The sequence below is a fragment of the Mesorhizobium sp. 131-3-5 genome (genome assembly GCF_016756575.1).
GTDB classification, from domain to species: Bacteria; Pseudomonadota; Alphaproteobacteria; order Rhizobiales; family Rhizobiaceae; genus Mesorhizobium; species Mesorhizobium jarvisii.
The window spans coordinates 5,187,748-5,213,694 of sequence record NZ_AP023254.1 but is presented as its reverse complement, the minus strand read 5'-3'; the positions used below and the strand labels follow the sequence as shown (position 1 = coordinate 5,213,694).

Genomic DNA, 25,947 nt, shown 5'->3' with positions numbered 1-25,947 from the left:
AATCGGTGGAAAGAATCCCGATTGACTCGAATCAGGCGGCCGACCGTAGCGAATCTGCATCAGGAACAAAACAGGAAAATACACTGCAACAAGGTCGGACGAGTCTAGTCGCGCAGGGTGCGATGTTCGGAGAGTTGATCGAGACGAGTCTCTAGGAAACGTCGTTCTGCCGGCTGGCGGGTCAGGTCCAGCGCCCGCTGGTAGGAGACGCGTGCAGCTTCGGCTAGGCCTAACCTGCGCAACATATCGGCCCGCGCCGCGTGTGCCAGATGGTAGCCATCGAGGCTGCCTTGTGCTATCACGTCTTCGATCGCCGTTAGACCGGCTTGTGGCCCGTCGCGCATGCCAATGGCCGCGGCACGGTTCAGCGTCACCACCGGGGAGGCGGCGACGCGCCCCAGCACATCATAAAGTGCAACGATCTGGGTCCAGTCGGTGTCCGCTGTACTCGCCGCTTCCGCGTGGATGGAGGCAATGGCCGCCTGGAGGATGTAGGGTCCAACCTGTCGCGAAGCGAGCGCCCGCCCAATGAGGCCGTTGGCTTCGCCGATCAGCCCGCGGTCCCATAGCGACCGGTCCTGATCTTCGAGCAGGACGAGGTCGCCATTCGCATCGACCCGCGTCGCACGCCTTGCCTCATGCAGCAACATCAACGCCAGCAGCCCATGTGCTTCGGGCTGGTCGAGCAAATCCACCACCAGCCGGCCGAGGCGGATCGCCTCGGCGCACAGATCGGCCCGCGTCAGGCTTGGTCCCTGGGTTGCCGCGTAACCCTCGTTGAAGATCAGGTAGATCACCTGCAACGCACTTTCGAGGCGCGCCGGCAACTGGTTGCGGTCGGGGACTTCGTAGGGGATGGCCTCGTCGCGGATCTTTGCCTTGGCCCGAACGATACGCTGGGCGATGGTCGGCGCCGGCGTCAGATAGGCACGGGCGATCTCTTCGGTGGTCAAGCCGCCCACCTCGCGCAGGGTCAAGGCAATGCGTGCGTCCGGCGCCAGCGCCGCATGGCAGCAGACGAAGATGAGCCGCAGTTCATCGTCCGCTATGTCTTCAGGCGTGATCGGTTCCGCTGTCTGTTCGCTCAAGGCCAACAGTTCCGGCAAAGTGCCGGCCAGCCGCGCTTCCCGACGCCAGCAATCGATGGTTCTGAAGCGGCCGGCCGAGACCAGCCAGGAATAGGGATTGGCCGGCAGGCCTTGGCGCGGCCATTGCTCGGCGGCGGCGGCAAAGGCCTCATGTAGGGCCTCCTCCGCCGCGTCGAACCCGCCGAGCAGGCGGATCAAGGTCGCCAGCACGCGCCGCGCCTCGGTGCGATACACCGTCTCCAGGCAGGCATGCGTGCCGGCGACGCTCACAGCACCGGCCGGGGCTGGCTGAAGTCGACGACCGGACGGACTTCAATGTGGCCGATCGTGGCCAAAGGATGTCCGCTTGCCACTCGCACGGCCTCGTTGAGGTCGCGGGCCTCGATGACGATGATCCCGCCCAGCATTTCCTTGGTCTCCATGAACGGGCCGTCGACCGCCGACATCTTGCCGTCGCGGACCTGCAGGGTCATCGCTTCTTCTGGCAGCACCAGGGCCTCGGCGGCGACGAAATGGCCGCTGGCCTTGAGCACCTCGTCATATCCGGCGCACTCGGCAAGCGCCGCATTGGCCTGCGGACTTCCGCCGAAGAGTGTCTGAGGATGGTAGTAGATGAGACAGGCATAGCGCATGATGGTTTCCTGGTCTTGATTTGCGATGTCAGGCGTCGAGGATCGGCGCGAAGCCGCCATGGACCCTTCGATGGTTGTCGTAGGGCATGATGTCGGCATACATGCGCGGATCGGCAATCACCTTCTTCCAGCCTTCGTCACGAACCTGCTTCGACGGCCATTCCACCCAGGAATAGACGATGGCTTCCCCGTCCGTCGCCTTCACCGCTGTCCTGTAGTCGGTGACCTCGCCGTCGGAGATGTCGTCGCCCCAGGCTTCGACGATGCGGGTGGCGCCGAATTCCCTGATCACGGCGGCATGCTTTGACGCCACGGCAAGGTAGGCGGCCTTGTTGGCGATGGGAACTGGCACCAGAGAGCCATCAATATACCCGGGCTTGCCGGAAGCGCCCTCGTCGATGATCGATGCGAAGCCGCCTATCATCATGCGCTGGCCGTCGAAGGGCATCGTTGCGACGATCTTCGCCAGACGCGGATCGCTCATCATCGTGTGGTAGGCGGCGTCCGCCGCTGCCTTGTCGGGATATTCGTGCCACGAAAAGATGACGACCTCGTCCGGCGTTGCCTTCACGGCGCGCCTGAAGTCGGTGGTCTTGCCGCCGGGCACGTCGTCACCCCAGGCTTCAACCATCCGGGTCGTGCCGAATTCCTTCAGCACCGATGCCGCCTCGGTGACATGCCTGCGATAGGCTTCCTTGCTGGCGGCGGGCACGGCGGCGACAAATCCTGCGATATAGTTCACTGTCGTTCTCCTGTTGGCTGATGCTGCTTGACGCTTTGGCTTCCCGGAAGCTCCGAGAACGCCAATGGTCGAACGGCCCAGCCTGGATTCGACATGGCCGCGAGATTTTTCTTGGGCGCCGCTGTCTGAGTGCCGTGGCGCTCTAGTCGGATACCAGCCTATCGCCCCAGTCGAGCCGCCGAGCCAGCTTGAAGTCGGCGCCGTCACGCTTGGTGAACAGTTGCTCCGTGGCCGTGCCGTCTTCCTGGCAAAGCTTGAGCAGAACCTTGCCCGAACCGGATTTCGGCGGTGCGATGACCCGCGCGGCGTGCAAGGCGGCCGGCTGGCGCGACGCGGCGACAAAGATGAATTTCTCATCTTCCCACGGAACATCGGCGTCCTTGGCCAGCCGGTGCAGGCGCGAGCGGGCGACGCGACGGGAAAAGTGGCACCAGTCGGGTGGGGTAAGCGGGCAGGGCGCCTCGTGCGGACAAGGCGCCAGCAGATGCGCCCCGGCGGCGATCAACTGCGCGCGCACCGCCAGAATGCGCTGCCAGCCCGCCGGCGTGCCCGGCTCGACGATCAGCAGCGTGTCTGTCGTCAGCTGCCACAGCCGGTCGACCATTTTGGGCAACGATGCCGGCACGATCTCGTCCAGCACATAGGCGCAAGTGACGAGGTCCGCCGGCCGAAGATCGGCAAGGTCTATCGTGACGTCGCCGGCACGCCAGATGGTTCGGGTTGTGATGGCATCGGCGGCAAGCATCTCGCCGACCTTGCGCACCGCGGCACTCGCTTCCAACAGGACAGCCTGTTCGAGATCGGGCCAGAGATCGTTGGTGGCCCAAAGCACCGTACCAGGACCGGCGCCGACATCGAGCAGGGCTTTCGGCTCGAAGTCCGGCCGGGTCGCGTTCAGTGCGTCGAGACTGGCGCGGACCGCGGCATAGGTCGCCGGCAGCCGCGTCGCCAGATAGGCTTTGACCGCCATGTCCTGCGCCATGTGCAGGCGGCCGTCGCGCAGTTCAGCGCGGTAGCGGTCCGACAGGGTTTTCGCCGCTTGCTTCAGCTCAGGCAGCGGGATTTTTTCCAGGATGCGATCGACGGCTTGTCGAAGAGGGGCCGGCAGTTCCACGCTATGCTCCTCGCGGAGCGAGCACGATGAGCGACGCGCCGGCTATGCACAGTGCGGCGCCAGCAAGATCCCAGCGGTCGGGCCGCACGCCTTCCACCAGCCACAGCCAAGCCAGCGAGGCGGCGATGTAGATGCCGCCATAAGCGGCATAGGCGCGGCCCGCCGCATTGGTGTCGACCAGCGCCAGAAGCCAGGCGAACAAAAGCAGCGAGACGAAGCCTGGAGCCAGCCACAAGGGCGATCTTTCCAGCCGCCACCAGGCCCATACCGAAAAACAGCCGGCGATCTCGGCGAGCGCCGCAGCGGCATAGAGGAGATAAGTCATGAAAAAGGCCTCGCGACGATCACGACGCCTTTTTCAGGGCATGGGCCGGGAATGGCAAGCGCCAATGGCGAACGGCGTGTCTACTCCGCCACCTTGCGGCGGCGGGCGGGCTTGACTGGCTTCTCGACGGGAGCCGCCTCGCGGCGGCCCAAGTCACGCATCTCCAAGGCCTTTTCGCATTTGGCCATGTAGTCGCGGGTCATCGGCAGCGTGTCGTTCTTCTTGGCGATCTGGAACTGGAAGATGACCAGGTCCTGCCAGCGGAAGGCGGCTTCCGAAGCGGCCAGATAGAATTCCCACATGCGGCAGAAGCGTTCGTCGTAGATGGCCTTGGCTTTGTCGCGGTTGGCGGCGAAGCGCTGGCCCCAGTGCTTCAGCGTGTCGGCATAGTGCAGCCGCAGAATCTCCACGTCGGTAACCACGAGGCCGGACTTCTCGATCGCCGGCAGCACTTCCGACATGGCGGGTATGTAGCCGCCCGGGAAAATATACTTGCGGATGAAGGCGCTGGTTGCCCACGGCACGCCGGAGCGGCCGATCGTGTGCAGCAGCATGACGCCATCGGGCTTCAGCAGCGTCGACGCCTTGTCGAAGAAGGTGCGGAAGTGGTTGACGCCGACATGTTCGAACATGCCGACCGAAACGATGCGGTCGAAGCGTTCGTTGAGTTCGCGATAATCCTTCAGCTCGAAATGGACGTGGCTTTCCAGGCCTTGCGCATGCGCCCGATCGGTGGCCACGCCATGCTGTTCGGTCGACAGCGTCACGCCCTGGACGTCGACGTCGAACGCCTTGGCCAGATAGAGGCCGAGCCCGCCCCAGCCGGAGCCGATGTCGAGCACGGTCTGGCCGGCCTTCAGCCTGAGCTTGGCGGCGATATGGCGCTTCTTGGCGGCCTGCGCTTCGTCCAGCGTCATATCTGGCTGTTCGAAATAGGCGCAGGAATACTGCATGTCCTCGTCGAGGAAGAGCCGGTAGAGATCGCCCGACAGATCGTAGTGACGCTGCACGTTGCGGCGCGAGCGCGAGGCAGTGTTGATCTGCTGCAGGCGGCGGAAGGCGTGGCGCAGGCCTTCGATGGCCTTCGACCAGGTCGCGTCGATGCCGCCGCTGCCCATGTTCTGGAAGGCGATGCGCATCAGTCCGAGCACGCCGCCTTCGAGAATGTCGAGCTCGCCGTCCATGTAGGATTCAGGCACCGCCAGCATCGGATCGAAGGTGATGGCGCGTTCGGCATGCCGGGTCTTGATGTGCATGTGCACCGGCTCGCCGGTGCCGTCGCCGAAGATGACTGTCAAGCCTTTTGGCCCGGTTACCTTGAGATTGCCCGTGCGCACCAGGCGGTCGAGAACGCGCTTCAGCAGAATGTTCATAACCAAATGTCCCCTCACGGTCAGACTGGCTGCCTTAATTCTGCAACAATATATGGGGGTTCGGAAAGTTCCTTTTGGCACAAAAATGCCCGGGCGAGAGGCCCGGGCATTGGTCCAGATCGGCTGGATTAAGACAAAGTGATCGGAGCGCTGCTCCCTCGCTTGCCGTACGCGATCAGGCGTTGTCTTCGCCGCCGTCGAATTCGGCATTCGGATCGAAGAAGTTTTCCGGCCGCGCATTGTCGTTGATGTCGTCGCCATAGATGGCTTCGGCGGTGGTCAGCGTCTCGCCCTTGGCCTGGCGCTCGGCTTCGTCGGCCGTGCGGGCGATGTTGAGCGTGACGGTGACTTCGACTTCCGGATGCAGCGCGATCGCCACATTGGTGAGACCGATGGTCTTGATCGGCTGGTTGAGCAGGATCTGGTTGCGGTTGACCGAAAAACCTTCCGCCGTCAGCAGCTCGGCGATGTCGCGCGTCGACACCGAACCGTAGAGCTGGCCGGTTTCACCGGCGGAGCGCACGGCGATGAAGCTCTTGCCGTCGAGCTTTTCGGCGACCTGGCTGGCTTCCGACTTGCGCTCGAGATTGCGGGCCTCGAGCTGGGCGCGCTGGCCCTCGAACTTCTTCTTGTTGGCTTCGTTGGCGCGCAGCGCCTTGCCTTGCGGCAGCAGGAAATTACGGGCAAAGCCGTCCTTGACCTTGACGGTATCGCCCATCTGGCCGAGGCGGGAAACGCGTTCGAGAAGAATGACTTCCATGGTTTTGTTCCTTTTGGTTGGCGTCCGTCCATGAAGGCAGGCGCCGAATTCTCTGGGAACAGGTCAGGAAGCTTGAGCGCCTTGAGCGCCGGTGTCGCTGTCCTGCCTGTCGCGGCAGTTAGAGGCCTTGACCTCAACTCGGGATTTGATGGCTGAACCGGTCATGCCCGTCATGGCCGGTGAGAGGAACGGGCGGCGAACCGCCCGTTCGGGAGAATTAGCGGACCACGTAGGGCAGCAGGCCGAGGAAACGGGCGCGCTTGATCGCCTTGGCGAGTTCACGCTGCTTCTTCTGGCTGACGGCGGTGATGCGCGACGGCACGATCTTGCCGCGCTCGGAAATGTAGCGCTGCAGCAGACGCACGTCCTTGTAGTCGATCTTGGGCGCGTTGGCGCCGGAGAACGGGCAGGTCTTGCGGCGACGATGGAACGGGCGCCGGGTCGGGATCTGGTTGATGTCGACCATTATTCTGCACCCCCTTCAAAGCCTTCGCGCGGACGGCGCGGACCACGATCGCCACCGGCGTCGCCGAACGAACGCGGCGGACGATCGCCACGGTCGCCGCGATCACGGTCGCCGAACGAACGCGGGCCACGATCGCCACGGTCGCGGTCGCCGAAGCTGCCGCGCTCGGAGCGCTCTTCGCGCTTCTGCATCATGGCCGACGGACCTTCCTCATGCGCCTCGACCTTGATGGTCAGGAAACGCAGGACGTCCTCGGACAGACCCATCTGGCGCTCCATTTCGTTGAGCGCTGCCGGCGGGCAGTTGAGGTCCATGAGCGTGTAGTAGGCCTTCCGGTTCTTGTTGACCCGGTAGGTGAGGGACTTCAGTCCCCAGTTCTCGACCCGGCCGACGGACCCGCCATTCGCGGAGATGACGCCCTTGTACTGTTCGACAAGCGCATCGACCTGCTGCTGCGAGAGGTCCTGCCGGGCAAGAAACACATGTTCGTAAAGAGCCATTATGTCTTCGTGCCTTTCTTCGTTTCTCTCCCGGTTCCCGGCGGCAAAAGCCTCTGCAACTTCTCTGACCCGCTTGTCCCGGTTAACGGGGCGGGGAAGAAAGGAGCATGACGAGACGGTCGAGAGCGGAGACACGGGAGGCGGAAGCCCTTCTGGCTTCACACGAAGGCTTTGATAAAACCTCCGGCCCTCCGTTCAGCCCCCAGCTGGGACCGGCAGATTGGCGGCGTCTATACAGCAATCCACTGATAAGGCAAGGGCAGGCGGCGATCCCGATGTCGCAGGGCGCCGGAAAATCAGGCGGCAGCGCCGGAATGGCCTGGTGATTTCCGGCAACCGGCCCTTAACCACAATGTCAGGTTGTGCAGGTTGCGCCCTCGCCGTCAACGGTCGATTCATCATGGAAGGCGCAAAAACCCGGGCGATCCGCGCAGATCAAGCGGTAAGCATTTTCGGGGGTAAGGATGCTTCTCAACAGGTTCTGGCGCTCGAAGAGCGGCAATTTCGCGCTGCTGATGGGGCTCGGGCTGCCGGCCATCCTGTCGGCCGTGGCCTTCGCGGTCGACGTGTCCACCGTCATGCGGGCCAAGAGCAACCTGCAGAACGCGCTCGACGCCGCAAATCTTGCCTCCTCGCATCTCGGCGACCTCGACATTAGCCGCACCGATGCCTTCGATCGCTATTTTCAGGCCAACATCGCCGGGCATGGCGAACTCGCCAACGCGCAGGCGACGCTGACCGTCGACAGGGGCGTCAACTTCATCAAGACCAAGGCGGTTGCGTCGGCCGACGTCAATTTGAACTTCGGTTTCCTGTTCGGCCGGAACAGACACATCGCCGTCGATGCCTCGGCGGTCGAATCGAACAATCAGCTCGAAGTCGTGCTGGTGCTGGACAATACCGGCTCGATGGCCGGTGCCCGCATGACGGCGTTGAGGACAGCAACGAAGTCCCTGCTGGACACACTCGAGGCGACAAAATCGCCGACGCGCCAGATTCGCGCCTCCCTGGTTCCGTTCGTCACGGCCGTCAACGTCAATGGCGATGAATTCGACCCGTCCTGGATCGACATGGACGGCAAGTCTTCCACCAACGGCGTCAATTTCCCCGTCATCGACGGCAAGCGTCCCAATCATATGGCGCTTTTCAAGCAGCTCAAGGACACCGGATGGACCGCGGCCGGATGGAACGGCACCGGATGGAAGGGCTGTGTCGAGGCGCGGCCGGGCGCTTATAACATTTCCGATACCCCACCCGACCCGGACAAGCCCGACACGCTGTTCGTTCCGTATTTTGCGCCGGACGATCCGGAAGGTGCCCAAAAGCCATCTAGCTCCTATGGCAATGCGGCCAAATACTACAACAATTCCTATCTCGACGACGTCAGCGACAACACCAAGGTCGCCAAGCTGAAAGGCAACCGTCTCGGTATCGATCTCAGCAGTCTGGCCGACCCGGTGCCACCGGCCGACAAGGGTGCCAAGGAAAAGGTGGCCAAATACGTTGTGCCGACCAAGGAGCTCATCACCGAGACGGGTTCCGCCATCACCGTCGGCCCGAACCGCGCTTGCCCGACACCCATCGTCCCCCTGACCGACGATTTCGACAAGCTGCGCAAGGCAGCAAGCGAGATGACCGAGTGGAACGGTTCGGGCACCAATGTCTCCGAAGGCCTGTCGTGGGGCATGCGGGTGCTGTCGCCCGCCGCGCCCTACACCGATGGAGCGCCGTGGAAGACAAGCGGCATCAGCAAGATCGTGCTGTTGCTCACCGACGGCGAGAACGTCGTCTATGGCGCCAGCGAACAGCCGACGAAGTCCGACTACACATCCTATGGTTATCTGGCGGGTGGCCGTTTCGGATCGGACGACCAGGCCGCCGCGGCGCGCAATGTCGACGGCTGGACCAAAAGCGTTTGCACGCAATTGAAGAACGAGGGCGTGCAAATCTACACCATGGTGCTGCAATCCGACACTGCCGCCAACCGCGCGCTTTACAGTGCGTGTGCCTCGGACCCGAGCGGCTACTATGCCGTCAACGACCCGGCCAAGCTGCCGGACGTTTTCCAGCAGATCGCCAACAAGTTCTCAAGGCTGCAACTGACGAATTGAGTGTTCGCCCCGCCAGGTCCAGGCTGAACCCGATGGGTCGGCTGATCAACTCGTGTGGGCGACAACCTTGTCGACCGTCTCGGGGAAGAAGTCGGGCGCCGCGTGGCGCTTGCCGAACATCATGTCGTACTGGATGAGCCGGAAATCGCGGATCGCCGGGTCGATCTCCTTCTGGCGCGACCAGTCGGGCGTGGCCTCGCCGGCCGGGGTAAGAAGCAGGTTGCGGTCGACGACGCGGTAGCGCTCCCGCATCTCGCCCAGGAAGCCCGTATAGTAGGGATGGGTGATGCCGGCGGCAGTCAGGATATGATAGGGCAGGAATGCCGGGCTCACCGTGCCGAGGTTCGCGACCGGACCGGACCGGTTCGACCAGATGATCAGTGGCGTTTCGTGATGGTCAAGGGCGGCCTGCGGCGTCGGCTCCTTGCGCGGCGCGACATTGTCCTTGAGGAAGCCGGTCTCGACATAGACCGGCCCGAGCGGCGGCAGATGGTCGCCGAAGAAGGCGACAATCGTCGGCCGCTCCCGCTTCTTGGCCCATTCGATCAGCCGTTCAAGGCCCCGGTCCGCGTCGGCTGAACCCTCCGCATAGCTCAACAGCGAGTCGCGCGCCCACTGGCTGATCGGCGCCTGCACCGCGTGGGTCGGGTTGTAATAGCGGTTCGGTTCATAGGGGCCATGGTTTTGCAGGCTGACCGCGAAGAAGAACACCGGGTCGTTGCTGGCGTCGGCTTCGCGGATGATCTCGTCCGTCATCGCCGCGTCGGATGCCAGCGGTCCGCGCTTTTCCATGGGCGGCAGCGTCTCTTCCGACTTGAAATCGGTGAAGCCGAAATCGGCGTACACCGCGCCACGGTTCCAGAACCAGTTGGTGCCGGGATGGATGGCACGCGCGCTGTAGCCCTCGCTTTTCAGGAAGGTCGCCATGGAAGGCGTCGGCGTGCGCACATATTGCTGGTAGGGGATGCTGCCAGCCGGCAGGAAAGCGTTGGAAAAGCCGGTCAGCGCCTCGAATTCGATGTTGGCGGTCATGCCGCCGAATTCAGGCGAGAACATCGAACCGGAACGCAATGCCCGCACGGTGGGAATGGGATCCGGCGTGATGGTGACGCCGGGCAGCCTGGTCGGATCCCAGAAGGATTCGCTCATGACGATAATGATGTCGGGCTTTTCATCGGGCACCGAGGCCGTCGTCTGCGGCCGGTCGATCGCCGCGATCGCCTTGTCCGAGTAGCCCGGCGGCGCCGAGACATGCGCCATCGGCACGTTGAGCGCGAAGGCGAGCGCAAAGCCGTTGGAGGCGTAGTTTTCTTTCTGGTCCCACATGATCGGGATGATCTGCAGCCGATCCCTGGTCCAGGAGAAGGTGGCATAGTCCATGATCGAGACGAAGAAGGCGAGCAGCGGCACCGCCAGCGTCAGCCGGGCAAGGCGGCCCTTGTGGCTGAGCGCTGGAACCTTGCGGCGCCACAGCCGCCAGCCATAGACGAGCAGCGACAGGCCGGCGATGATGCCAGCGACCATGGCGAGCGCGGTCATCGGCCGGTCACGCACCAGAAGCGGCAGCAGCGCGAAGATCTGGCGAGCGTAGAGAAAGTCAGTCGGGTAGAGCGGATCGCCGAGATAATGCGATTTCTGATGGCCGACAAAGGCCAGCGCCAGCGTCAAGGGCGCGACGATCATCAGGCTCTGATGGCTGCGTCCCAGAACGGCGTCGAGACCGATGAGGATCAGCGCGAACACGACGATGGTGGTCCAGCCCGGCTTGAGCGGCTGCAGGAAGAATAAAACGGTGCCGGCGACGTCACCGCGCACGATCAATTCGATGGCGAACACCAGGATGGCGGAGATCGCCAAGCTTATCAGCCCGTAACGGACGACCGGCCATCTCCGGCCCGGCAAATAGCCGGTGGACGGATCGTCTTCCAGGAATTGAGGCGCAGCTTTGCTGGCGCGTTTTGAACTCTTTGCCACTTTAACTTCCCACCCGGCGACAACCCAAGTCACGCGATTGTCATATAATTGTCACGCAAAGCTAGCGCCTGTGGCGGAAATAAGAAGAGCCAGCGAACGATTCGTGAGCGGTTTTCATCAGGAGTGATCGCCAAAAAGCCCTTTCGGAACAGGCACTCGGCATACGGTTCGGAACTGGGGCCGGGTTAAACCGGGCTTGACTTGGCGGCCTGCCTTGCGCCACAGGCAGGGAAAATTCGTGTTATCAGGTCAAGTAAAACCAGTCTTCGGGAGCCCACGCATGGCCGTCGCATTCACCTTTCCGGGACAAGGCAGCCAGGCTGTCGGCATGGGCAAGGATCTCGCCGACGCCTTTCCCGAGGCGCGCAGGGTCTTTCAGGAAGTCGACGACGCGCTCGGCGAAAACCTGTCGAAGCTGATATGGGAAGGTCCGGAAGAGACCTTGACGCTGACGGCCAACGCGCAGCCGGCGCTGATGGCGGTTTCGCTGGCGGCAATCAGGGCGCTGGAAGCGCGCGGTTTCTCGCTGAAGGACAAGGTCGCCTATGTCGCCGGCCATTCGCTAGGCGAATATTCGGCCCTTGCCGCCGCCGGTTTCGTTTCCGTCGCCGATGCGGCTCGGTTGCTGCGCACTCGCGGCAATGCCATGCAGGCGGCTGTGCCAGCCGGCGAAGGCGCCATGGCGGCCATCATCGGACTGGAGCAGGCGGATGTCGAAGCCACTTGCACCGAGGCTGCGCAAGGCTCCGGCAAGGTCTGCCAGATCGCCAACGACAATGGCGGCGGCCAGCTGGTCATTTCCGGCGCCAAGGCCGCGGTCGAACTGGCCGCCAAATTGTGCACCGAAAAGGGCGCCAAGCGGGCGCTGATGCTGCAGGTCTCGGCACCCTTCCATTCGGCGCTGATGGCGCCGGCGGCCAATGTCATGCGCGACGCGCTCGCCGGTGTGACGAAGCATGCGCCGGCGGTGCCTGTGCTGTCCAACGTCACGGTGACCCCGACCAGCGATCCCGAAGAGATCGCCCGGCGCCTCGTCGAGCAGATCACCGGCCGCGTGCGCTGGCGCGAAACGGTAGAATGGTTCGGCGCCAACGGCGTCACCACGCTTTACGAGATCGGCGCCGGCAAGGTGCTGTCGGGCCTGGCACGGCGCATCAACCGCGACATCGCGACATCTGCCGTCGGCACGCCGGCCGATGTCGAGGCCGCCCTGGCCACATTCGCATAATCCACTGGCGATTTGACCCCACCCGTGTGAAGGGTGTTTTCTCAGATCAGGAGACGAAAATGTTCGAACTGACCGGCCGCAAGGCGCTCGTCACCGGCGCATCCGGAGGCATCGGTGAGGCGATTGCCCGCGTGCTGCATGCGCAAGGCGCCATTGTCGGCCTGCACGGCACCCGCATCGAGAAACTGGAGGCCTTGGCAGGCGAACTCGGCGACCGGGTCAAGCTGTTTCCGGCCAATCTGTCGAACCGCGACGAAGTCAAGGCGCTCGGCCAGAAGGCGGAGGCCGAACTCGAAGGCGTCGACATACTGGTCAACAATGCCGGCATCACCAAGGACGGCCTGTTCGTGCGCATGTCGGACGCCGATTGGGACTCAGTGCTCGAGGTCAACCTGACCGCCGTTTTCCGGCTGACGCGCGAACTCACCCATCCGATGATGCGCCGCCGCCATGGCCGCATCATCAACATCACCTCCGTGGTCGGCGTGACCGGCAATCCCGGCCAGGCCAACTATTGCGCCTCAAAGGCCGGCATGATCGGCTTCTCCAAATCGCTGGCGCAGGAGATCGCTACCCGCAACATCACCGTCAACTGCGTTGCTCCGGGCTTCATCGAATCGGCCATGACCGACAAGCTCAACGACAAGCAGAAAGAGGCGATCATGGCAGCGATCCCGACGCGCCGCATGGGCACGGGTGCTGAAGTGGCGTCCGCCGTCGCCTACCTCGCCTCCAACGAAGCCGCCTACGTCACCGGCCAGACCATTCATGTCAATGGCGGCATGGCCATGATTTGACGGATATGGCGGGCCTGTGAAAAGAGACCATTTCACCTTGGACCTCAGCCATTTTTCGTGTAATGCGGCCCGCAACCCGGCGGTTCGGGCAAAAACCGGTTCGTGGCCGTTGCGTTTCCGGCAGGACCATCTTTCAGCTTGATTAGCGGCATTCTGCCCGCTAACGAAGACAGACAAACAAAAGACGAGGATGCCCCAAATGAGTGACACCGCAGAGCGCGTCAAGAAGATCGTCATCGAGCACCTTGGCGTCGATGCCGACAAAGTGACGGAGCAGGCGAGCTTCATCGATGATCTGGGCGCTGACAGCCTCGACACGGTCGAACTCGTCATGGCGTTCGAAGAAGAGTTCGGCGTGGAAATTCCCGACGACGCAGCCGAGACCATCCTGACCGTCGGCGATGCGGTGAAGTACATCGACAAGGCTTCGGCCTGACGCTTTCCGCAGTCATCACTGGGGAGGACCTGCGATGAGGCGTGTCGTCGTCACGGGCCTTGGGTTGTTGTCGCCATTCGGCATGGGCTTCGAGCACAGCTGGAAGGAACTTCTGACCGGCCGCAGTGCGGCCAAGCGCATCACCGAGTTCGAGGTGGAGGATCTTGCCTGCAAGATCGCCCACGTCATTCCGCGTGGTGACGGCAGCAATGCCACCTTCAATCCCGAGGCCGTGCTCGAGCCGAAGGAATTGCGCAAGATCGGCGACTTCATCCTGTACGGGATTGCGGCCGCCGACGAAGCGCTGAAGGACTCCGGCTGGGAGCCCAAGACCCACGAAGAACAATGCGCCACAGGCGTGCTCATCGGTTCCGGCATCGGCGGCATCGAGGGCATTGCCGAGAACGCGATAATCCTCAAGGAGCGCGGTCCGCGCCGCATCAGCCCCTTCTTCATCCCCGGCCAGATCATCAATCTCGTCTCCGGCCAGGTTTCGATCCGGCACGGGCTGAAAGGCCCGAACCATGCCGTGGTCACGGCCTGCTCGACCGGTGCGCACGCCATTGGCGATGCGGCCCGCCTGATCATGTGGGGCGATGCCGACGTCATGGTCGCCGGCGGTGCCGAGGCGCCGGTGACAAGGCTGTCAATCGCCGGTTTCGCTGCTTGCCGGGCGCTGTCGACCGAGCGAAATGACACGCCGCAAACGGCATCGCGTCCCTATGACCGTGACCGCGACGGCTTCGTCATGGGCGAGGGCGCCGGCGTTGTGGTGCTGGAAGAACTCGAGCATGCCAAGGCGCGTGGCGCCAAGATCTATGCCGAGGTGACCGGCTACGGCCTTACCGGCGATGCCTATCACATCACCGCACCGGCTGAAGACGGCGATGGCGCTTTCCGTTGCATGACCGCGGCGCTGAACCGGGCCAGGCTTGCGCCCGCCGATGTCGACTACATCAACGCGCATGGCACCTCGACCATGGCCGACACGATCGAACTCGGCGCAGTCGAGCGGCTTGTCGGTAATGCCGCGTCGAAGATCTCGATGTCGTCGACCAAGTCGTCGATCGGCCATCTCCTGGGAGCGGCGGGTGCCGCCGAAGCGATCTTTTCAATCCTTGCGATCAGGGACAATGTCGCGCCCGCGACCATCAATCTCGACAACCCGGAGCGCGAAACCGCGATCGACCTGGTGCCGAACAAGCCTCGCTCCCGCCAGATCGACGTGGCGCTCTCCAATTCCTTCGGCTTCGGCGGTACAAACGCTTCGCTTGTGTTCCAGCGCTACAATGGCTGATCGTCCGGCTGCCGGGCGATGCTTCGGCATGTCGTCAATTTTGCCATATTCGCCCCTACTCTGCCGCAGGGGATTCGTTGAGAGATCAAACGGTAGGGCGAGATGACCACAAATCCGGCGGGCAATGGAGAAGTCGGGCAACGGCCGGCGAACAATACCGGACCGATCGTGCCGAAGACAGCCAGCGAGGCCTTGCGGCCGGAAGCCGGAACGCCGCCGCCGAAGCGCTCGCGCGCTTCGCGCAGCCAGGTCGTGGTGTTCATGAACTTCGTCATCTCCCTGGTGATGCTGATGGTTCTGGCCGCGGGCGCGGCACTTTACTTCGGCAAGCAGGAATTCACTGAACCCGGTCCATCGGCCAATGGCGACACCTTCCTGGTCAAGCCGAACACCGGCGTCCAGGACATCGCCGACCAGCTTGAGCGCCGTGGACTGATCAGTGACGCCCGCGTCTTCCGCCTTGGCGTGCGTGCTTTCGGCAACGATTCCGCGCTCAAGGCCGGCGAATACGAAATCAAGCCCCGGGCATCCATGCGCGACATCATGGAGCTTTTGAAAAGCGGCAAGTCGGTGATGTACTCGCTGACCATTCCGGAAGGGCTGACGGTTGAGCAGGCTCTGCAGCGTATCGCCGATGAACCCGCCTTGAGCGGCGACATGCCGGCGACAACGCCTCCCGAGGGCAGCGTTGCCACCGACACGCTGCGCTTCACGCGCGGTGCGACGCGTCAGCAGATGATCGACAAGCTGGTGGCCGACCAGAAGAAACTGGTCGACGAAGTCTGGCAGCGGCGCGCGCCGGACCTGCCCCTGGCCAATATCGAGGACTTCGTCACGCTGGCCTCGATCGTCGAGAAGGAAACCGGTAAGGGTGACGAGCGTTCGCGCGTCGCCGCCGTCTTCCTCAACCGCTTGGCCAAGGGCATGCGCCTGCAATCCGACCCGACCATCATATATGGTCTGTTCGGCGGCAAGGGAAAGCCCGCTGACCGCCCGATCTACCAGTCGGACATCCAGAAGCAGACGCCTTACAATACCTATATGATCAACGGCCTGCCGCCGACGCCCATTGCCAATCCGGGCCGCGCAGCGCTTGAGGCCGTGGCCAATCCATCGAAGACCGACGATCTCTATTTTGTCGCCGACGGCACGGGCGGTCACGTCTTTGCGGCGACGCTCGACGAGCACAATGAGAACGTCGCCCGATATCGTGCGTTGCAGAAGAAGCAGGCCGATGACGCGGCCAAGGCCGCCGCTCCCGCTGGTGCAAACGGCAACGCCGACAAGCCTGCTACCGACAAACCTGCCGACGGCAGCACTGGTGGCGACAATGGCGACGCCGGCGGCGATGCGGGCGATGCCCAATAGGCGAAGAAAGGCATTGCCCGAAAGGCGACAGCCTGACATTTGAAGGAACGCCACGCGTCCGATTTCGACGCACCTACGGCGGGGTTATTTTCAAGCAGCACTTGCCCTGTCCGGAAACTGGTTTCGGGGTGATGCGCCAGGGATGTGCAGGCGACATGAATTTACAGAGCATGACCGGATTTGCGCGTGCGGTCGCCGAGCATGACGGGACCTCGATCGCCTGGGAGGTCAAGTCCGTCAACGGCAAGAGCGTCGAGGTGCGGCTGCGGCTGCCGCAAGGTTTCGAGCGGCTGGAACCGGCGGTCAGGCAAACGCTGCAGAAGCGTTTTGCCCGCGGCAATTTCCAGGCGACGCTGACCATTGGCCGCGCCGCCGGCACGCAGGCGCAACCCGTCGTCAACGAGGCGTTCCTGAAGGACCTTGCGGGTCTCGCCAAGCGGCTGCAGGAACAGTTCGGCGTTGCTCCCGCGACGGCTGACGGGTTGCTGTCGCTGCGTGGCGTGCTCGACATTCCCGAAACCGTGGAAACCGAAGAGGCGCGCGCCGCGCTCGACAGCGCCATCATGGCTGCGCTCGACGTGGCGCTGAAAGGACTCGAGCAGGCACGGCAAAGCGAGGGTGCGGCCCTGGCTTTGCTGCTGTCTGGCCAAATCGACGCCATCGAGGCGCTGACGCTGCGCGCGGAGGCGGATCCGTCCCGCGAGACGGCGGCGATCCGTGAACGCATAGCCGAGCAGGTCAGGCTGCTGATCGACGCGTCCGTCAATCTGGATGCGAGCCGGCTGCACATGGAGGCGGCATTCCTCGCCACCAAGGCTGATATTCGCGAAGAGATCGATCGGCTGAAGACGCATGTCGCATCTGGCCGGGCGCTGCTTGAGGGCGGCGGCGCCGTCGGCCGGAAGCTCGATTTTCTGGCACAGGAATTTAACCGCGAATCGAATACGCTGTGTTCGAAGTCGAACGCCGCAGCCGTCACCGCGATCGGGCTGGAGCTGAAGGCGGTGGTCGACCAGTTTCGTGAACAGGTCCAGAATCTGGAGTAGCCGATGGTCGCCAAGGAACCGATGGTTCCCAGGGATTTGGGATCCCGCATCCGCCGCCGGGGGCTGATGCTCGTCCTGTCGTCGCCATCCGGTGCCGGCAAGTCGACGATCGCGCGCAACCTCCTGGAAAGCGATTCCAGCCTCGAATTGTCGGTCTCGGTCACCACCAGACCGCGCCGCGGCTCAGAGATCGAGGGTGTCCATTATCATTTCCGCACCATGCGCGAGTTCGAACGGTTGCGTGATTCCGATGCGCTGCTCGAGTGGGCGGAGGTGCACGGCAATTGCTATGCGACGCCGCGCGAGCCCGCGGAACTGGCGCTGGCGCAGGGCCGCGATATGCTGTTCGACATCGACTGGCAAGGCGCACAGCAGCTGAAGGAGAAGATGCGCGCCGACATCGTCTCGATCTTCATCCTGCCGCCATCGATGAAGGAATTGAAGGCCCGCCTGAAGCGACGCGCCGAGGACCAGGAAGCGGTGATCGAGACGCGGCTGAAGAATGCCCGCAACGAGATCGAGCACTGGAAGGAATATGATTTCGTCATCGTCAATGACGATCTCGACCGCGCCTTCGCCGAGGTGCGCGGCATCGTTGTCGCCGAACGATTGCGGCGCGACCGTCGGCCAGGTCTCTTCGATTTCGTCTCAGGGCTGCTGGACGAGAAAACCGTCTGATTGGCGTCAGGGCGCCATGCCGTCGACCAGGATCAGATGGCGGCTGAGCGCGGCGTCGCGCACATCCAGCGCTGCAGCATACTCGGCGGATGCGTACCAGCGCCGTGCCTGCTCAATGTCAGGAAATTCGACAACGATCAGCGGTGTGGGATGCCACTCGCCCTCCAGCGTATCCACTTGGCCGCCGCGTACGAGATAGCGCCCGCCATAATGGGCAATGGAAGCCGCGGCACGCAAGCGGTATGTCTGGAATGCGTCTTGGTCGCGGATGGTGACATCGGAAATGATATAGGCAGGCATTTAGGTGTCTCCGGCATGCTCGCCGGACTATCTATTCCTGCATCGTCGCAATTCCAGACCGGCGCTAAACAGAATTGGTCAGCCTGACGAATTCCTCGACGCTGAGCGTTTCGGCGCGGCGGGTCGGATCTATGCCCGCACGCTCCAGCAAGGCCTCGCCGCCGAGGCTCTTCACACTCTGCCGCAGCATCTTGCGGCGTTGGCCGAAGGCGGCTTCGGTGACGCGGCCGAGTTTCTTGACGTCAGCGGGCAGGGGCGTCACGCGCGGCTCCAGATGCACCACCGAAGAGGTCACCTTGGGCGGCGGCGTGAAGGCCTGGGGAGGCACGTCGAAGGCGATCCTGGCCTTAGTGCGCCAGCCGGCCAGCACCCCAAGCCTGCCATAGGCGTCGCTGCCCGGCTCGGCGACGATGCGCTGGGCAACCTCACGCTGGAACATCAGCGTCATCGAGGCGTAGAAGGGTGGCCAGTCCACGACCGTCAGCCACCGCACGAGCAATTCAGTGCCGATGTTGTAGGGCAGATTGGCCACGATCCGTACCTGACCGCTGGCTCCGGCGGCCGCGGAGACGAGGGCGGCGAAGTCGGTTTTCAGCGCATCGCCGGAAACCACCTCCAGCCGGCCGGGATAGTGAGCGGAGACTTCGGCCAATGCCGCCAGGCAGCGCTCGTCGCGCTCGATGGCGACAACCCGGAGGGCGCCGTTGGAAAGCAGCGCTCTTGTCAGGCCGCCGGGGCCAGGACCAACCTCGATCACCGTGGTGTTTGTCAGGTCGCCCGCGCTGCGGGCGATCTTGCCGGTCAAATTGAGGTCGAGCAGGAAGTTCTGGCCGAGCGCCTTTTTCGCCTGCAGCCCATGGCGCTCGATGACATCGCGCAACGGCGGCAGCCCGTCGATGCTCATGCGTTAGGACCCCAAACGGAGGCGCTCATGCGGCCGCGGCCTTTTTGTCGGTGTCGGCGAGCGTTCTGGCGAGCTTCAATGCGGCGATCAGGCTGTCCGGCCGTGCAATGCCCTTGCCGGCGATATCGAAGGCGGTGCCATGGTCTGGCGACGTGCGGATGAAAGGCAGGCCGAGCGTGACGTTGACCGCATCGTCGAAGGCCAGCGTCTTGGCCGGGATCAACGCCTGGTCGTGATACATGCAAAGTGCAGCATCGTAGCCTGCCCGCGCCCGCGCATGGAACAGCGTGTCGGCCGCCAGGGGGCCGAAAGCATCGATGCCCTCGGCGCGCAGGATGTCGACCGCCGGCCGCACGATATGCTCGTCCTCCAGGCCCATCGAACCGCCTTCGCCGGCATGCGGATTGAGGCCGGCAATGGCCAGCCTCGGCCTGGCGATGCCAAAGCGGCCGGCGAGGTCGGCCGCGGTGATGCGAGCTGTCGCGACGATCAGTTCTGTGGTCAGGGCCTTCGGCACCTCGGCCAGGGCGATGTGGATGGTGACGGGAACCGTGCGCAGGTCCGGGCCTGCCAGCATCATGACCGGCATTGCCTGGACACCACTGTGCCGGGCCGCCAGATGCGCCAGATATTCGGTATGGCCGGGAAAGCGGAAACCGGCATCATAGAGCGGCTTCTTGGCGATCGGACAGGTGACCACGGCGGCGGCGTCGCCGGCAAGGCAGGCGGCGACAGCGCGATCGATCGCCTCGATGGTTCCGGCCGCGTTGGCCGGATCCGGCCGGCCGGGGCTGTCGATGAACCGGGCCGCCAGTGGAACGATCGGCAAGGTGCGGGCGAAAGCCTGCGCCGCCTGTGCCGGTGTCGTCTCGACGATCGGCAACGACACGCCCAGCCGGCTTGCCCGTGAGGCGATCAGCGCCGGATCGGCCAAAAGATAAAAGGCGGGCAGGGCGACCGCCTCGCGCGCCAGGAAGGCGGCGATGGCGATTTCGGGGCCGATGCCGGACGGATCGCCGACGCTTAGCGCCAGCGCGGTCATTGCGCTCTTCACGTCAGCGCTTGACGATGCGGGCTTTCGCCTTCAGCTCGTCGACATATTTCTTGCTGAGTTCGTCGGCGGCCTTGTCGCTGGAGCCTTCGCTCTGGAACACCATCTGGGCCGTCTTGTCGTCGGACACTTCGCGCGACGAGCAGATGCCGATGAACTCGACGCCACGCTCGGTCTCGCGCGTGGTGGTCGCGCCACCGACCTTGGTCGCCTTGATCTGCTCGGCCCAGTCCGGCGGCAGCTGCGGCGCCAGCACCCGGCCCAGATCGCGAACGGTGACGTCGAGCAGGCCCTTGGCGAATTCGCGCGTCGTGTTGCAGCCGTTGAAGCGGGCGCGCATGGCATCGGCCTCGCGCTTGCGCTTGGCCAGCGTCGCGCTGCGTTCAGATGCCGGGACGACGAAGATGACCTGCTGCAGCATGTACTCGGTGGCGCTCGGTTTGGCCCCGCCCTTGTCGAGCATGCGCCTGACCGCATCCTGCTCGGTCACGCTGCCGCCTTCACCGGAACGGTAACGCGCGCTCAAAGCCTGGTTCCAGGCCATCTGGGCACGGATGAATTCCTTGAAATGATCCTTGCCGACGCCGGATTTTTCCATCACGCCATCAAGCTGGCTGAGCTGCATCTTGTTGTTGGTGGCAAAGCGCTGGTAGGCCGCCTCGACCTGAGCGTCGCTGATGCGTATGCCAAGTCGCTTGGCTTCGGCAAGGCGCAGCGTCTGGTCGATCATTTCCTGGGCGGCATCGCCCTTCTTGCGCTGCAGCTTCAGGAAGGCGGCGCGATGCGCGATATCGCCCGACGTGATTGGTACGTCGTTGACGACGTATTTGATCGCGCTGGCGAAAGCCGGCGGCGTCATGACCGCCATCGACACGGATGTCGCCGCCACAAGCAGCGCGAACCCTGCTGAAAAGAGGTATTTCCTCATCGTTAGCATCCCAATTCTATCCCGGTTCCGCCCAATTTCGTCCTCTTCCGGGTGCGCGAATCCGTGCCAGCCCTATGCGGCGAAACGATGTCTCGCCGGCTACTGGATGGTGTCGATAGCGCTGGTCGACGAGCCGAAGTCGCCAAGGGTGCGGAACGACAGGTTGAAGCCGATGCTCTGCGTCACTTCCCTGGTATTCAAGTCGCGCGACTGCGAGTACGTCATCAGATAGGTGAAGCAGGAATCGTTGTAGGCGAAACCGACCCCGTCCTTGACCAGCAGGCTTTGCTGCAGATCATAGGTTCCTGTCCCGAACACGCGCCAGTTTTCGGCAAGATGCGTGGACGCACCGAGTGTCACCTCATGTCTGTCGGTCGTGAAACCGTAGAGCGGCTGGGCCTGGATGAAAGCGTACTTGGCGCTGAGCGACACCGGCAGACCTGAATAGGCTGCCTTCACCTCGGCGCGGCGAACCTCGAAAGTCTGTTCGTCGAAGCGGCCGCTGACGGAAGCCGCGAACCCGTTCGGGCTGCTGATGCCAAACAGGCCGACATAGTCGGACTTGGTGTCCTGAAGGCCCGAATAGGCGCCGACATTGACCAGATCCGGCGCGGCGAAGGAGTTCTCGCCGCCGATCTGGTAGGATTGGCCGAAAATCGCATTGGTGCCCCAGCCGTTGATATAGGAGCCCGAGTAGCGGAAGCCGACATTGGCGCGCGAGCCGCCTTCGATGCGGTCATAACCGGAGAATTTGTCGCGCTCGAACAGGGTGGTCGCGTCGAACACCATGCTCTGGGCGTCTTCATTCGGAATGGCGAGGCCGCCGACATATTGTTCGTTCGGACGCAGGAACAGCTGCGCCATCGGCTCGACGACGTGGCTGGAGCCGCTGGCCATGGAAAACAGCAGCGGCCAACGCATCTCGAGCCCGGCGGTTGCCATGTAGCGGGCGAACGACGAGCGCATATCGTCGTTGGCATTTATCAGCGGATTGGTCGCCATCTGGTTGACGGCCGCGAGCGAACCCGATGACGCGTTGACGTAGTCGACGTCTCCTTGCAGCGCCAGCAGCGGTGTCAGCACCAGCCCGTCGTCGGTTACGAAAGTCCGCTTCCATTCGGCCTCGGTGGTGAGGCGGCCGGATTCGCCTTCGATGCCGCGCACGCGCTGCACGGGCGTGCCGGCATTGTAAGGAACGTTGAAAGTCTGGTCGAGTTCATCGCGGCGGAGGACCCGCGTGTTGACGTTGAACGACAGCTGGCCGCCGGCCACCGGCGCGTCGGGGATATAGGCGTAGTCAAGCGACGGCAGCACCCAGGGCTGCTGGTTGCTGCGCGCGGCAATATTGCTGTTGAGTGTATTTTCCTGCACATCGAAGTGCATGGCGCGCACATCGAAGTAGTTGCGGCCATTGAGCCCGGTCAGGTAGACGGTCGACTGATGGGTGCTGCCGTTGTACTTGTCGATGTTGTAGGTGCTCGAGAAGTTCTTGTCGGTCTGCAGCAGCACATCCCAGCCGAAATTCCAGCGTTCGTTGATAGCGAACTGCCCTTGCGTGCCCATCATGCCGCGGAGTTTGTTGGGATCGCCCGCCGTGCCCGAATCGACGTTGCGCCCGGCGCGGTCGATGAAGGCGTCCGGATCGCGCTGCTGAATTCCGGCGATCTTCAAACTGTATTCGCCATTGTTGAAGCGCTGGCGCCACTCGGCCTCACCGAGGAAACCCTGTTTGGTATAGCCGCTTCCCGACACCGTCAGGTCATATGTCGGCGAAAGCGCGAAATAGTAGGGAACCTTGACGCTGTATCCCAGATGGCTGTTGTAGCTGATGCCCGGGATCAGGAAGCCGCTCTTGCGCTTCACCGTCGGGTCGGCGATCTCGAAAGCCGGCAGATAGGCGAGCGGAAAGCCGAAGAATTCGAAATTCGCATTCTCGAAGCGAACCGTCTTCTTCTCGCCATTCCAGATGATCTTCCTGGCTTTCACGCGCCAGGTCGGAGCCTTGTCTGGCTTGTCTTCGCACGGCTCGCAGGCGGTGTAGACACCATTGTGGAAGGTGGTCAGCACGCCGCCCATGCGCTCGGCGCTCTCAGCGGCGAAATAGGCCTTGTCGATGGTTTCGACGCGCAGCGCATTGACGAAACCGTCGGCGAAATCGTCGGTGATATCGATATGCTGCGAATTGATCTTGGTGCCGTCGCTGTTGACGATTTCAACATTGCCGGTGGCAACCATCCGCTTGGTGTTGCGGTCGTATATGACCTTCTGGGCGACGAGGCGGTTGCCGCCATAGTCGATCTGCACACCACCGACGGCGGTCACCGTCTGGTTGTCGTTGTTGTAGACCAGCGTGTCGGCCGCCAGCAGCATCTGCGAGCCGGACGGAACATTGGTCGCCATCTTGCCGACTTCCTGCGCAAACGCAGGCAACGGCACGGCGCAGGCAAGCAGGCACGCCAAGGCGCTCGCCGCATAAAGGCGCGCCAAATGGGCCTGCCTGCTGCTGGGCAAAAACGCCTCCCTCACTAGCCGTCTTCCTTGTATAGCAGGAAAGTCACCCCGAAGAACATAGCTACCACGACTGGCACCGAGGCGGCTATGGCAGTCGGCACGAACCCCGCCACGCCGAATGCCTTCACCAGCACCGAAACGACATAAAGCAGAAACCCGGCAACGACGCCACCCAGAATCATCGTTGCCGATTGTCCCATCCTCGCAAATCGCATTGAAACTGTTGCCGCAATCAGCGTCATGGCGACGAGGAGGAACGGCAACGCCACCAGCGAATCAAACTGCATGGCAAACGCATTTGCCTTGAGGCCGAAGGAACGGGCAACCTCGATTTTTCCGGGCAGGTCGTAGAACGGGATGGTCTCCGGGCGCGCCAGCCGCTCCTGCACGAATTCAGGCTTCAGATTGGTCGGCACACGATCGCTTGCCGCGGGCTGGATGGTGCCGTTCCTGAAGGTCTTCACATCCTGCAATTCCCAATAGCCGTCCCGCAGGTAAGCGCGCGCGGCGTCCTTGCGCTCGACGATGTTGCCTTGCTGGTCGAGGACGAAAAAGACTGCGTCGGCCATCTCCAGGCCCTGGTCGAGGATGGCCCGCGCGCCGATGATGGTGTCGCCGGTGCTGGTTTTCTGACGAATCCAGGGGGCGGCGTCGGCCGAAACCGTATTTGATTTGCCGGAGCGCAACTGGGTTTCGATCTGTTCGGACAAGGAGAAAGCATGCGCGGCAAGCGGGTTGATGAGCCCGACCGACACAAAGCCGAACAGCAACGCGCCGATGCAGCATGGCAAAAGGAATTGCCAGGCGGAAACGCCGGCGGACCGCGCGATGACCAGTTCGTAGCGGCGGTTGAGCGAAACCAGTGTTGCCATCGCCGAGAACAGGCCGACAAACGGTACGGTCTGCAGCATGATCATCGGCATGCGAAGGCCTGAAATGGCCACCGCCGTTCCGTAGGTGAAGCCGGGCAGACCGGTGGTGCGGCCGGACAGCTCGGTGAAATCGATCAGGAACACCAGCGCCAGCAGGCCAAGGAAGAACCAGATCGTGATCGTCACGTAACGGAAGAAGAAATAGCGACCCAGCGTCCAGCCCATCAGCCGATCCCCTGACCTGAGGTGCCGCGCCTGGACCAGCGCAGTTTGAGGGCGTTCCAGCTGTCGCCGACTCGGCTGGCCAGATTTGTCATCCAGTCCGCCCAGGCCACCGGCAGTTCCATGGTCCGGTTGGAGACGATGAACCAGATCGCCACCGCGGAGGCCACTATGGGCACGCCATAGACCATGTAGGCATATTGCGGCACTTCATCGGCCTTGCTTGCGGCAAAGAAACCCAGCCAGCGCACGAAGAGGGATATGGTGATGGCCGTGATCAAAGGATTGACGCGAGCCTCGCGATGCGAGCGCGCGTCCCCTGCGACCGCCAGCGCGATCAGCGCGAACACCATGGAATACAGCCATTCCGAAAATCGTTGGTCGATCTCGGCCCGGTATTGCTGAGGGGCCTGCTGATAAAGCTTGTCGTTGACGTTGGGATTGAGCAGGTACTGGGTGGTCTGGTCCTTCGGCAGCAGCGTCACCTCGGAGGCCGCCGCCATGAAGGCCGACATGTCGAAAGCATAGGAGGTGAACCGGATGACGCTGAGGTCGCCGGTCAGCGTTTTGCGGTGGATGACGCCGTCATTCATCATCAGCACCTTTTCGCCGCCGCGTTCGACGACGCTGCCGGTCTTGGCATAGTAGACGAGATTGACGCCTTCCTCGCGCGAATCGGCGACGAAGATGCCGCCCAGCCGATTGTCCGGAAGCCGCTCGCCAATCTGCAGGAACAGCCCATCCTCAATCTTGCGGAATGTGCCCTCCTGGATGATCAGCGACAACAGATCGGCGCGCGATTGCGCCACCAAAGCGCGGTTCTTCTGCCGCGCATAGGGGTCGATGCCGTTGTCGACCGCAAAGGAAAATACGCTCGCCGCAAGGGCCAGAAGCATGATTGGCCGCACGATCGTCCAGCGCGATGCGCCGGCGGCGTTGACGACGGCAAGTTCGGAATCCGAATTCATGACACTGAGTGTCTGTGCGACCGCCACCACCAGCGCGAAAGGCACGACGATCGGAATGATCGAGGGAAGAATAAGCGCGGCGACCTCGAAGAAGGTCAGCGACGACTGGCCGCTGTCGGTAACCAGGTCGATCTTGGCCAGCACCTGCGTGGTCCACACGATGGCCAGCGTCCAGACCAGCGCTGCCAGAAAGACCACGAAAGCGCGGCGCATGATGTAGCGTTCAACGACCTTCATGAAGGCTTTACTCGATTTT

26 protein-coding genes are annotated in these 25,947 nt (G+C 63.0%); 8 read left to right on the top strand and 18 right to left on the bottom strand.

Annotated elements, in window-relative coordinates; genetic code table 11:
- Positions 1-104: 104 nt before the first annotated feature.
- The 9 genes from JG747_RS25705 to rpsF all read right to left on the bottom strand — a co-directional run bounded on the left by JG747_RS25705 (position 105) and on the right by rpsF (position 7,000).
- Positions 105-1,358 carry an RNA polymerase sigma factor gene (locus JG747_RS25705; protein WP_202360310.1) on the bottom strand — a complete coding sequence of 418 codons (1,254 nt, stop codon included), beginning with the start codon at positions 1,356-1,358 and terminating at the stop codon, positions 105-107.
- Positions 1,355-1,720: a YciI family protein gene (locus JG747_RS25700; RefSeq protein ID WP_027046676.1), complete on the bottom strand. Its 366-nt coding sequence runs from the start codon at positions 1,718-1,720 to the stop codon at positions 1,355-1,357. Before JG747_RS25700 ends, JG747_RS25705 begins: the two co-directional genes overlap by 4 nt.
- A gap of 28 nt (positions 1,721-1,748) precedes the next feature.
- A complete protein-coding gene (locus tag JG747_RS25695) occupies positions 1,749-2,462 on the bottom strand; it encodes a DUF1428 domain-containing protein (protein WP_202360309.1) in 714 nt (237 codons plus the stop codon).
- Between the two features lie 142 nt (positions 2,463-2,604).
- Complete coding sequence (locus JG747_RS25690) at positions 2,605-3,576, bottom strand: small ribosomal subunit Rsm22 family protein (protein WP_202360308.1); 972 nt, start codon at positions 3,574-3,576, stop codon at positions 2,605-2,607.
- 1 nt (position 3,577) lies between these two features.
- On the bottom strand, positions 3,578-3,901 hold the full coding sequence (locus tag JG747_RS25685) for a YnfA family protein (RefSeq protein WP_038645713.1): 324 nt from the start codon (positions 3,899-3,901) through the stop codon (positions 3,578-3,580).
- Positions 3,902-3,981: 80 nt separating this feature from the next.
- On the bottom strand, positions 3,982-5,274 hold the full coding sequence (locus tag JG747_RS25680; protein WP_038645716.1) for an SAM-dependent methyltransferase: 1,293 nt from the start codon (positions 5,272-5,274) through the stop codon (positions 3,982-3,984).
- 175 nt (positions 5,275-5,449) lie between these two features.
- Entirely contained in the window at positions 5,450-6,034 is a 585-nt protein-coding gene (gene rplI, locus JG747_RS25675; protein WP_010915167.1) for a 50S ribosomal protein L9, read from the bottom strand.
- Positions 6,035-6,251: 217 nt separating this feature from the next.
- Entirely contained in the window at positions 6,252-6,500 is a 249-nt protein-coding gene (gene rpsR / locus JG747_RS25670) for a 30S ribosomal protein S18 (RefSeq protein ID WP_006203718.1), read from the bottom strand.
- Complete coding sequence (gene rpsF / locus JG747_RS25665) at positions 6,500-7,000, bottom strand: 30S ribosomal protein S6 (protein ID WP_010915168.1); 501 nt, start codon at positions 6,998-7,000, stop codon at positions 6,500-6,502. Before rpsF ends, rpsR begins: the two co-directional genes overlap by 1 nt.
- 464 nt (positions 7,001-7,464) lie before the next feature.
- Here rpsF and JG747_RS25660 point away from each other — a divergent pair, with 464 nt between their 5' ends.
- A complete protein-coding gene (locus JG747_RS25660) occupies positions 7,465-9,111 on the top strand; it encodes a pilus assembly protein (protein ID WP_202360307.1) in 1,647 nt (548 codons plus the stop codon).
- Between the two features lie 45 nt (positions 9,112-9,156).
- Here the strand turns inward: JG747_RS25660 and JG747_RS25655 are convergent, their stop codons facing one another.
- The gene (locus tag JG747_RS25655) at positions 9,157-11,085 is read right to left on the bottom strand and encodes an LTA synthase family protein (protein ID WP_244748223.1); all 1,929 of its coding nucleotides are present in this window, start codon (positions 11,083-11,085) and stop codon (positions 9,157-9,159) included.
- 280 nt (positions 11,086-11,365) lie between these two features.
- Here JG747_RS25655 and fabD point away from each other — a divergent pair, with 280 nt between their 5' ends.
- From fabD to fabF, 4 genes are all read left to right on the top strand, one after another.
- On the top strand, positions 11,366-12,313 hold the full coding sequence (fabD, locus tag JG747_RS25650; RefSeq protein WP_202360305.1) for an ACP S-malonyltransferase: 948 nt from the start codon (positions 11,366-11,368) through the stop codon (positions 12,311-12,313).
- A 59-nt stretch (positions 12,314-12,372) separates the two neighbouring features.
- Complete coding sequence (gene fabG, locus JG747_RS25645; RefSeq protein WP_019857268.1) at positions 12,373-13,110, top strand: 3-oxoacyl-[acyl-carrier-protein] reductase; 738 nt, start codon at positions 12,373-12,375, stop codon at positions 13,108-13,110.
- Positions 13,111-13,309: 199 nt separating this feature from the next.
- Positions 13,310-13,546, top strand: coding sequence for an acyl carrier protein (locus JG747_RS25640; RefSeq protein ID WP_006203723.1), 237 nt, complete (start codon positions 13,310-13,312; stop codon positions 13,544-13,546).
- Between the two features lie 34 nt (positions 13,547-13,580).
- A complete protein-coding gene (fabF, locus tag JG747_RS25635; RefSeq protein WP_019857269.1) occupies positions 13,581-14,843 on the top strand; it encodes a beta-ketoacyl-ACP synthase II in 1,263 nt (420 codons plus the stop codon).
- Here the strand turns inward: fabF and JG747_RS37160 are convergent.
- Positions 14,831-15,106, bottom strand: coding sequence for a hypothetical protein (locus tag JG747_RS37160; protein WP_223217759.1), 276 nt, complete (start codon positions 15,104-15,106; stop codon positions 14,831-14,833). The two genes, fabF and JG747_RS37160, sit on opposite strands and share 13 nt — an antisense overlap.
- Between JG747_RS37160 and mltG the strand changes: the two genes are divergently transcribed.
- From mltG to gmk, 3 genes are all read left to right on the top strand, one after another.
- Positions 15,105-16,211 carry an endolytic transglycosylase MltG gene (gene mltG / locus JG747_RS25630; protein ID WP_223217758.1) on the top strand — a complete coding sequence of 369 codons (1,107 nt, stop codon included), beginning with the start codon at positions 15,105-15,107 and terminating at the stop codon, positions 16,209-16,211. The genes JG747_RS37160 and mltG overlap by 2 nt on opposite strands.
- Positions 16,212-16,366: 155 nt before the next feature.
- A complete protein-coding gene (locus JG747_RS25625) occupies positions 16,367-17,257 on the top strand; it encodes a YicC/YloC family endoribonuclease (RefSeq protein ID WP_019857271.1) in 891 nt (296 codons plus the stop codon).
- A gap of 21 nt (positions 17,258-17,278) precedes the next feature.
- Complete coding sequence (gene gmk / locus JG747_RS25620; protein ID WP_027053294.1) at positions 17,279-17,935, top strand: guanylate kinase; 657 nt, start codon at positions 17,279-17,281, stop codon at positions 17,933-17,935.
- 6 nt (positions 17,936-17,941) lie between these two features.
- Here the strand turns inward: gmk and JG747_RS25615 are convergent, their stop codons facing one another.
- From JG747_RS25615 to lptF, 7 genes are all read right to left on the bottom strand, one after another.
- Positions 17,942-18,235 carry a DUF1330 domain-containing protein gene (locus tag JG747_RS25615; RefSeq protein WP_202360304.1) on the bottom strand — a complete coding sequence of 98 codons (294 nt, stop codon included), beginning with the start codon at positions 18,233-18,235 and terminating at the stop codon, positions 17,942-17,944.
- A gap of 64 nt (positions 18,236-18,299) precedes the next feature.
- The gene (gene rsmA / locus JG747_RS25610; protein ID WP_202360303.1) at positions 18,300-19,139 is read right to left on the bottom strand and encodes a 16S rRNA (adenine(1518)-N(6)/adenine(1519)-N(6))-dimethyltransferase RsmA; all 840 of its coding nucleotides are present in this window, start codon (positions 19,137-19,139) and stop codon (positions 18,300-18,302) included.
- A gap of 25 nt (positions 19,140-19,164) precedes the next feature.
- Positions 19,165-20,181 carry a 4-hydroxythreonine-4-phosphate dehydrogenase PdxA gene (gene pdxA, locus JG747_RS25605; protein ID WP_171880394.1) on the bottom strand — a complete coding sequence of 339 codons (1,017 nt, stop codon included), beginning with the start codon at positions 20,179-20,181 and terminating at the stop codon, positions 19,165-19,167.
- A gap of 13 nt (positions 20,182-20,194) precedes the next feature.
- Positions 20,195-21,127 carry a peptidylprolyl isomerase gene (locus JG747_RS25600; RefSeq protein WP_064984960.1) on the bottom strand — a complete coding sequence of 311 codons (933 nt, stop codon included), beginning with the start codon at positions 21,125-21,127 and terminating at the stop codon, positions 20,195-20,197.
- A 90-nt stretch (positions 21,128-21,217) separates the two neighbouring features.
- The gene (locus tag JG747_RS25595) at positions 21,218-23,644 is read right to left on the bottom strand and encodes an LPS-assembly protein LptD (RefSeq protein WP_202360302.1); all 2,427 of its coding nucleotides are present in this window, start codon (positions 23,642-23,644) and stop codon (positions 21,218-21,220) included.
- On the bottom strand, positions 23,644-24,729 hold the full coding sequence (gene lptG, locus JG747_RS25590) for an LPS export ABC transporter permease LptG (RefSeq protein ID WP_027046677.1): 1,086 nt from the start codon (positions 24,727-24,729) through the stop codon (positions 23,644-23,646). The genes JG747_RS25595 and lptG overlap by 1 nt, the downstream gene beginning before the upstream one ends.
- A complete protein-coding gene (gene lptF / locus JG747_RS25585; protein ID WP_019857280.1) occupies positions 24,726-25,928 on the bottom strand; it encodes an LPS export ABC transporter permease LptF in 1,203 nt (400 codons plus the stop codon). The genes lptG and lptF overlap by 4 nt, the downstream gene beginning before the upstream one ends.
- Positions 25,929-25,947: the final 19 nt, after the last annotated feature.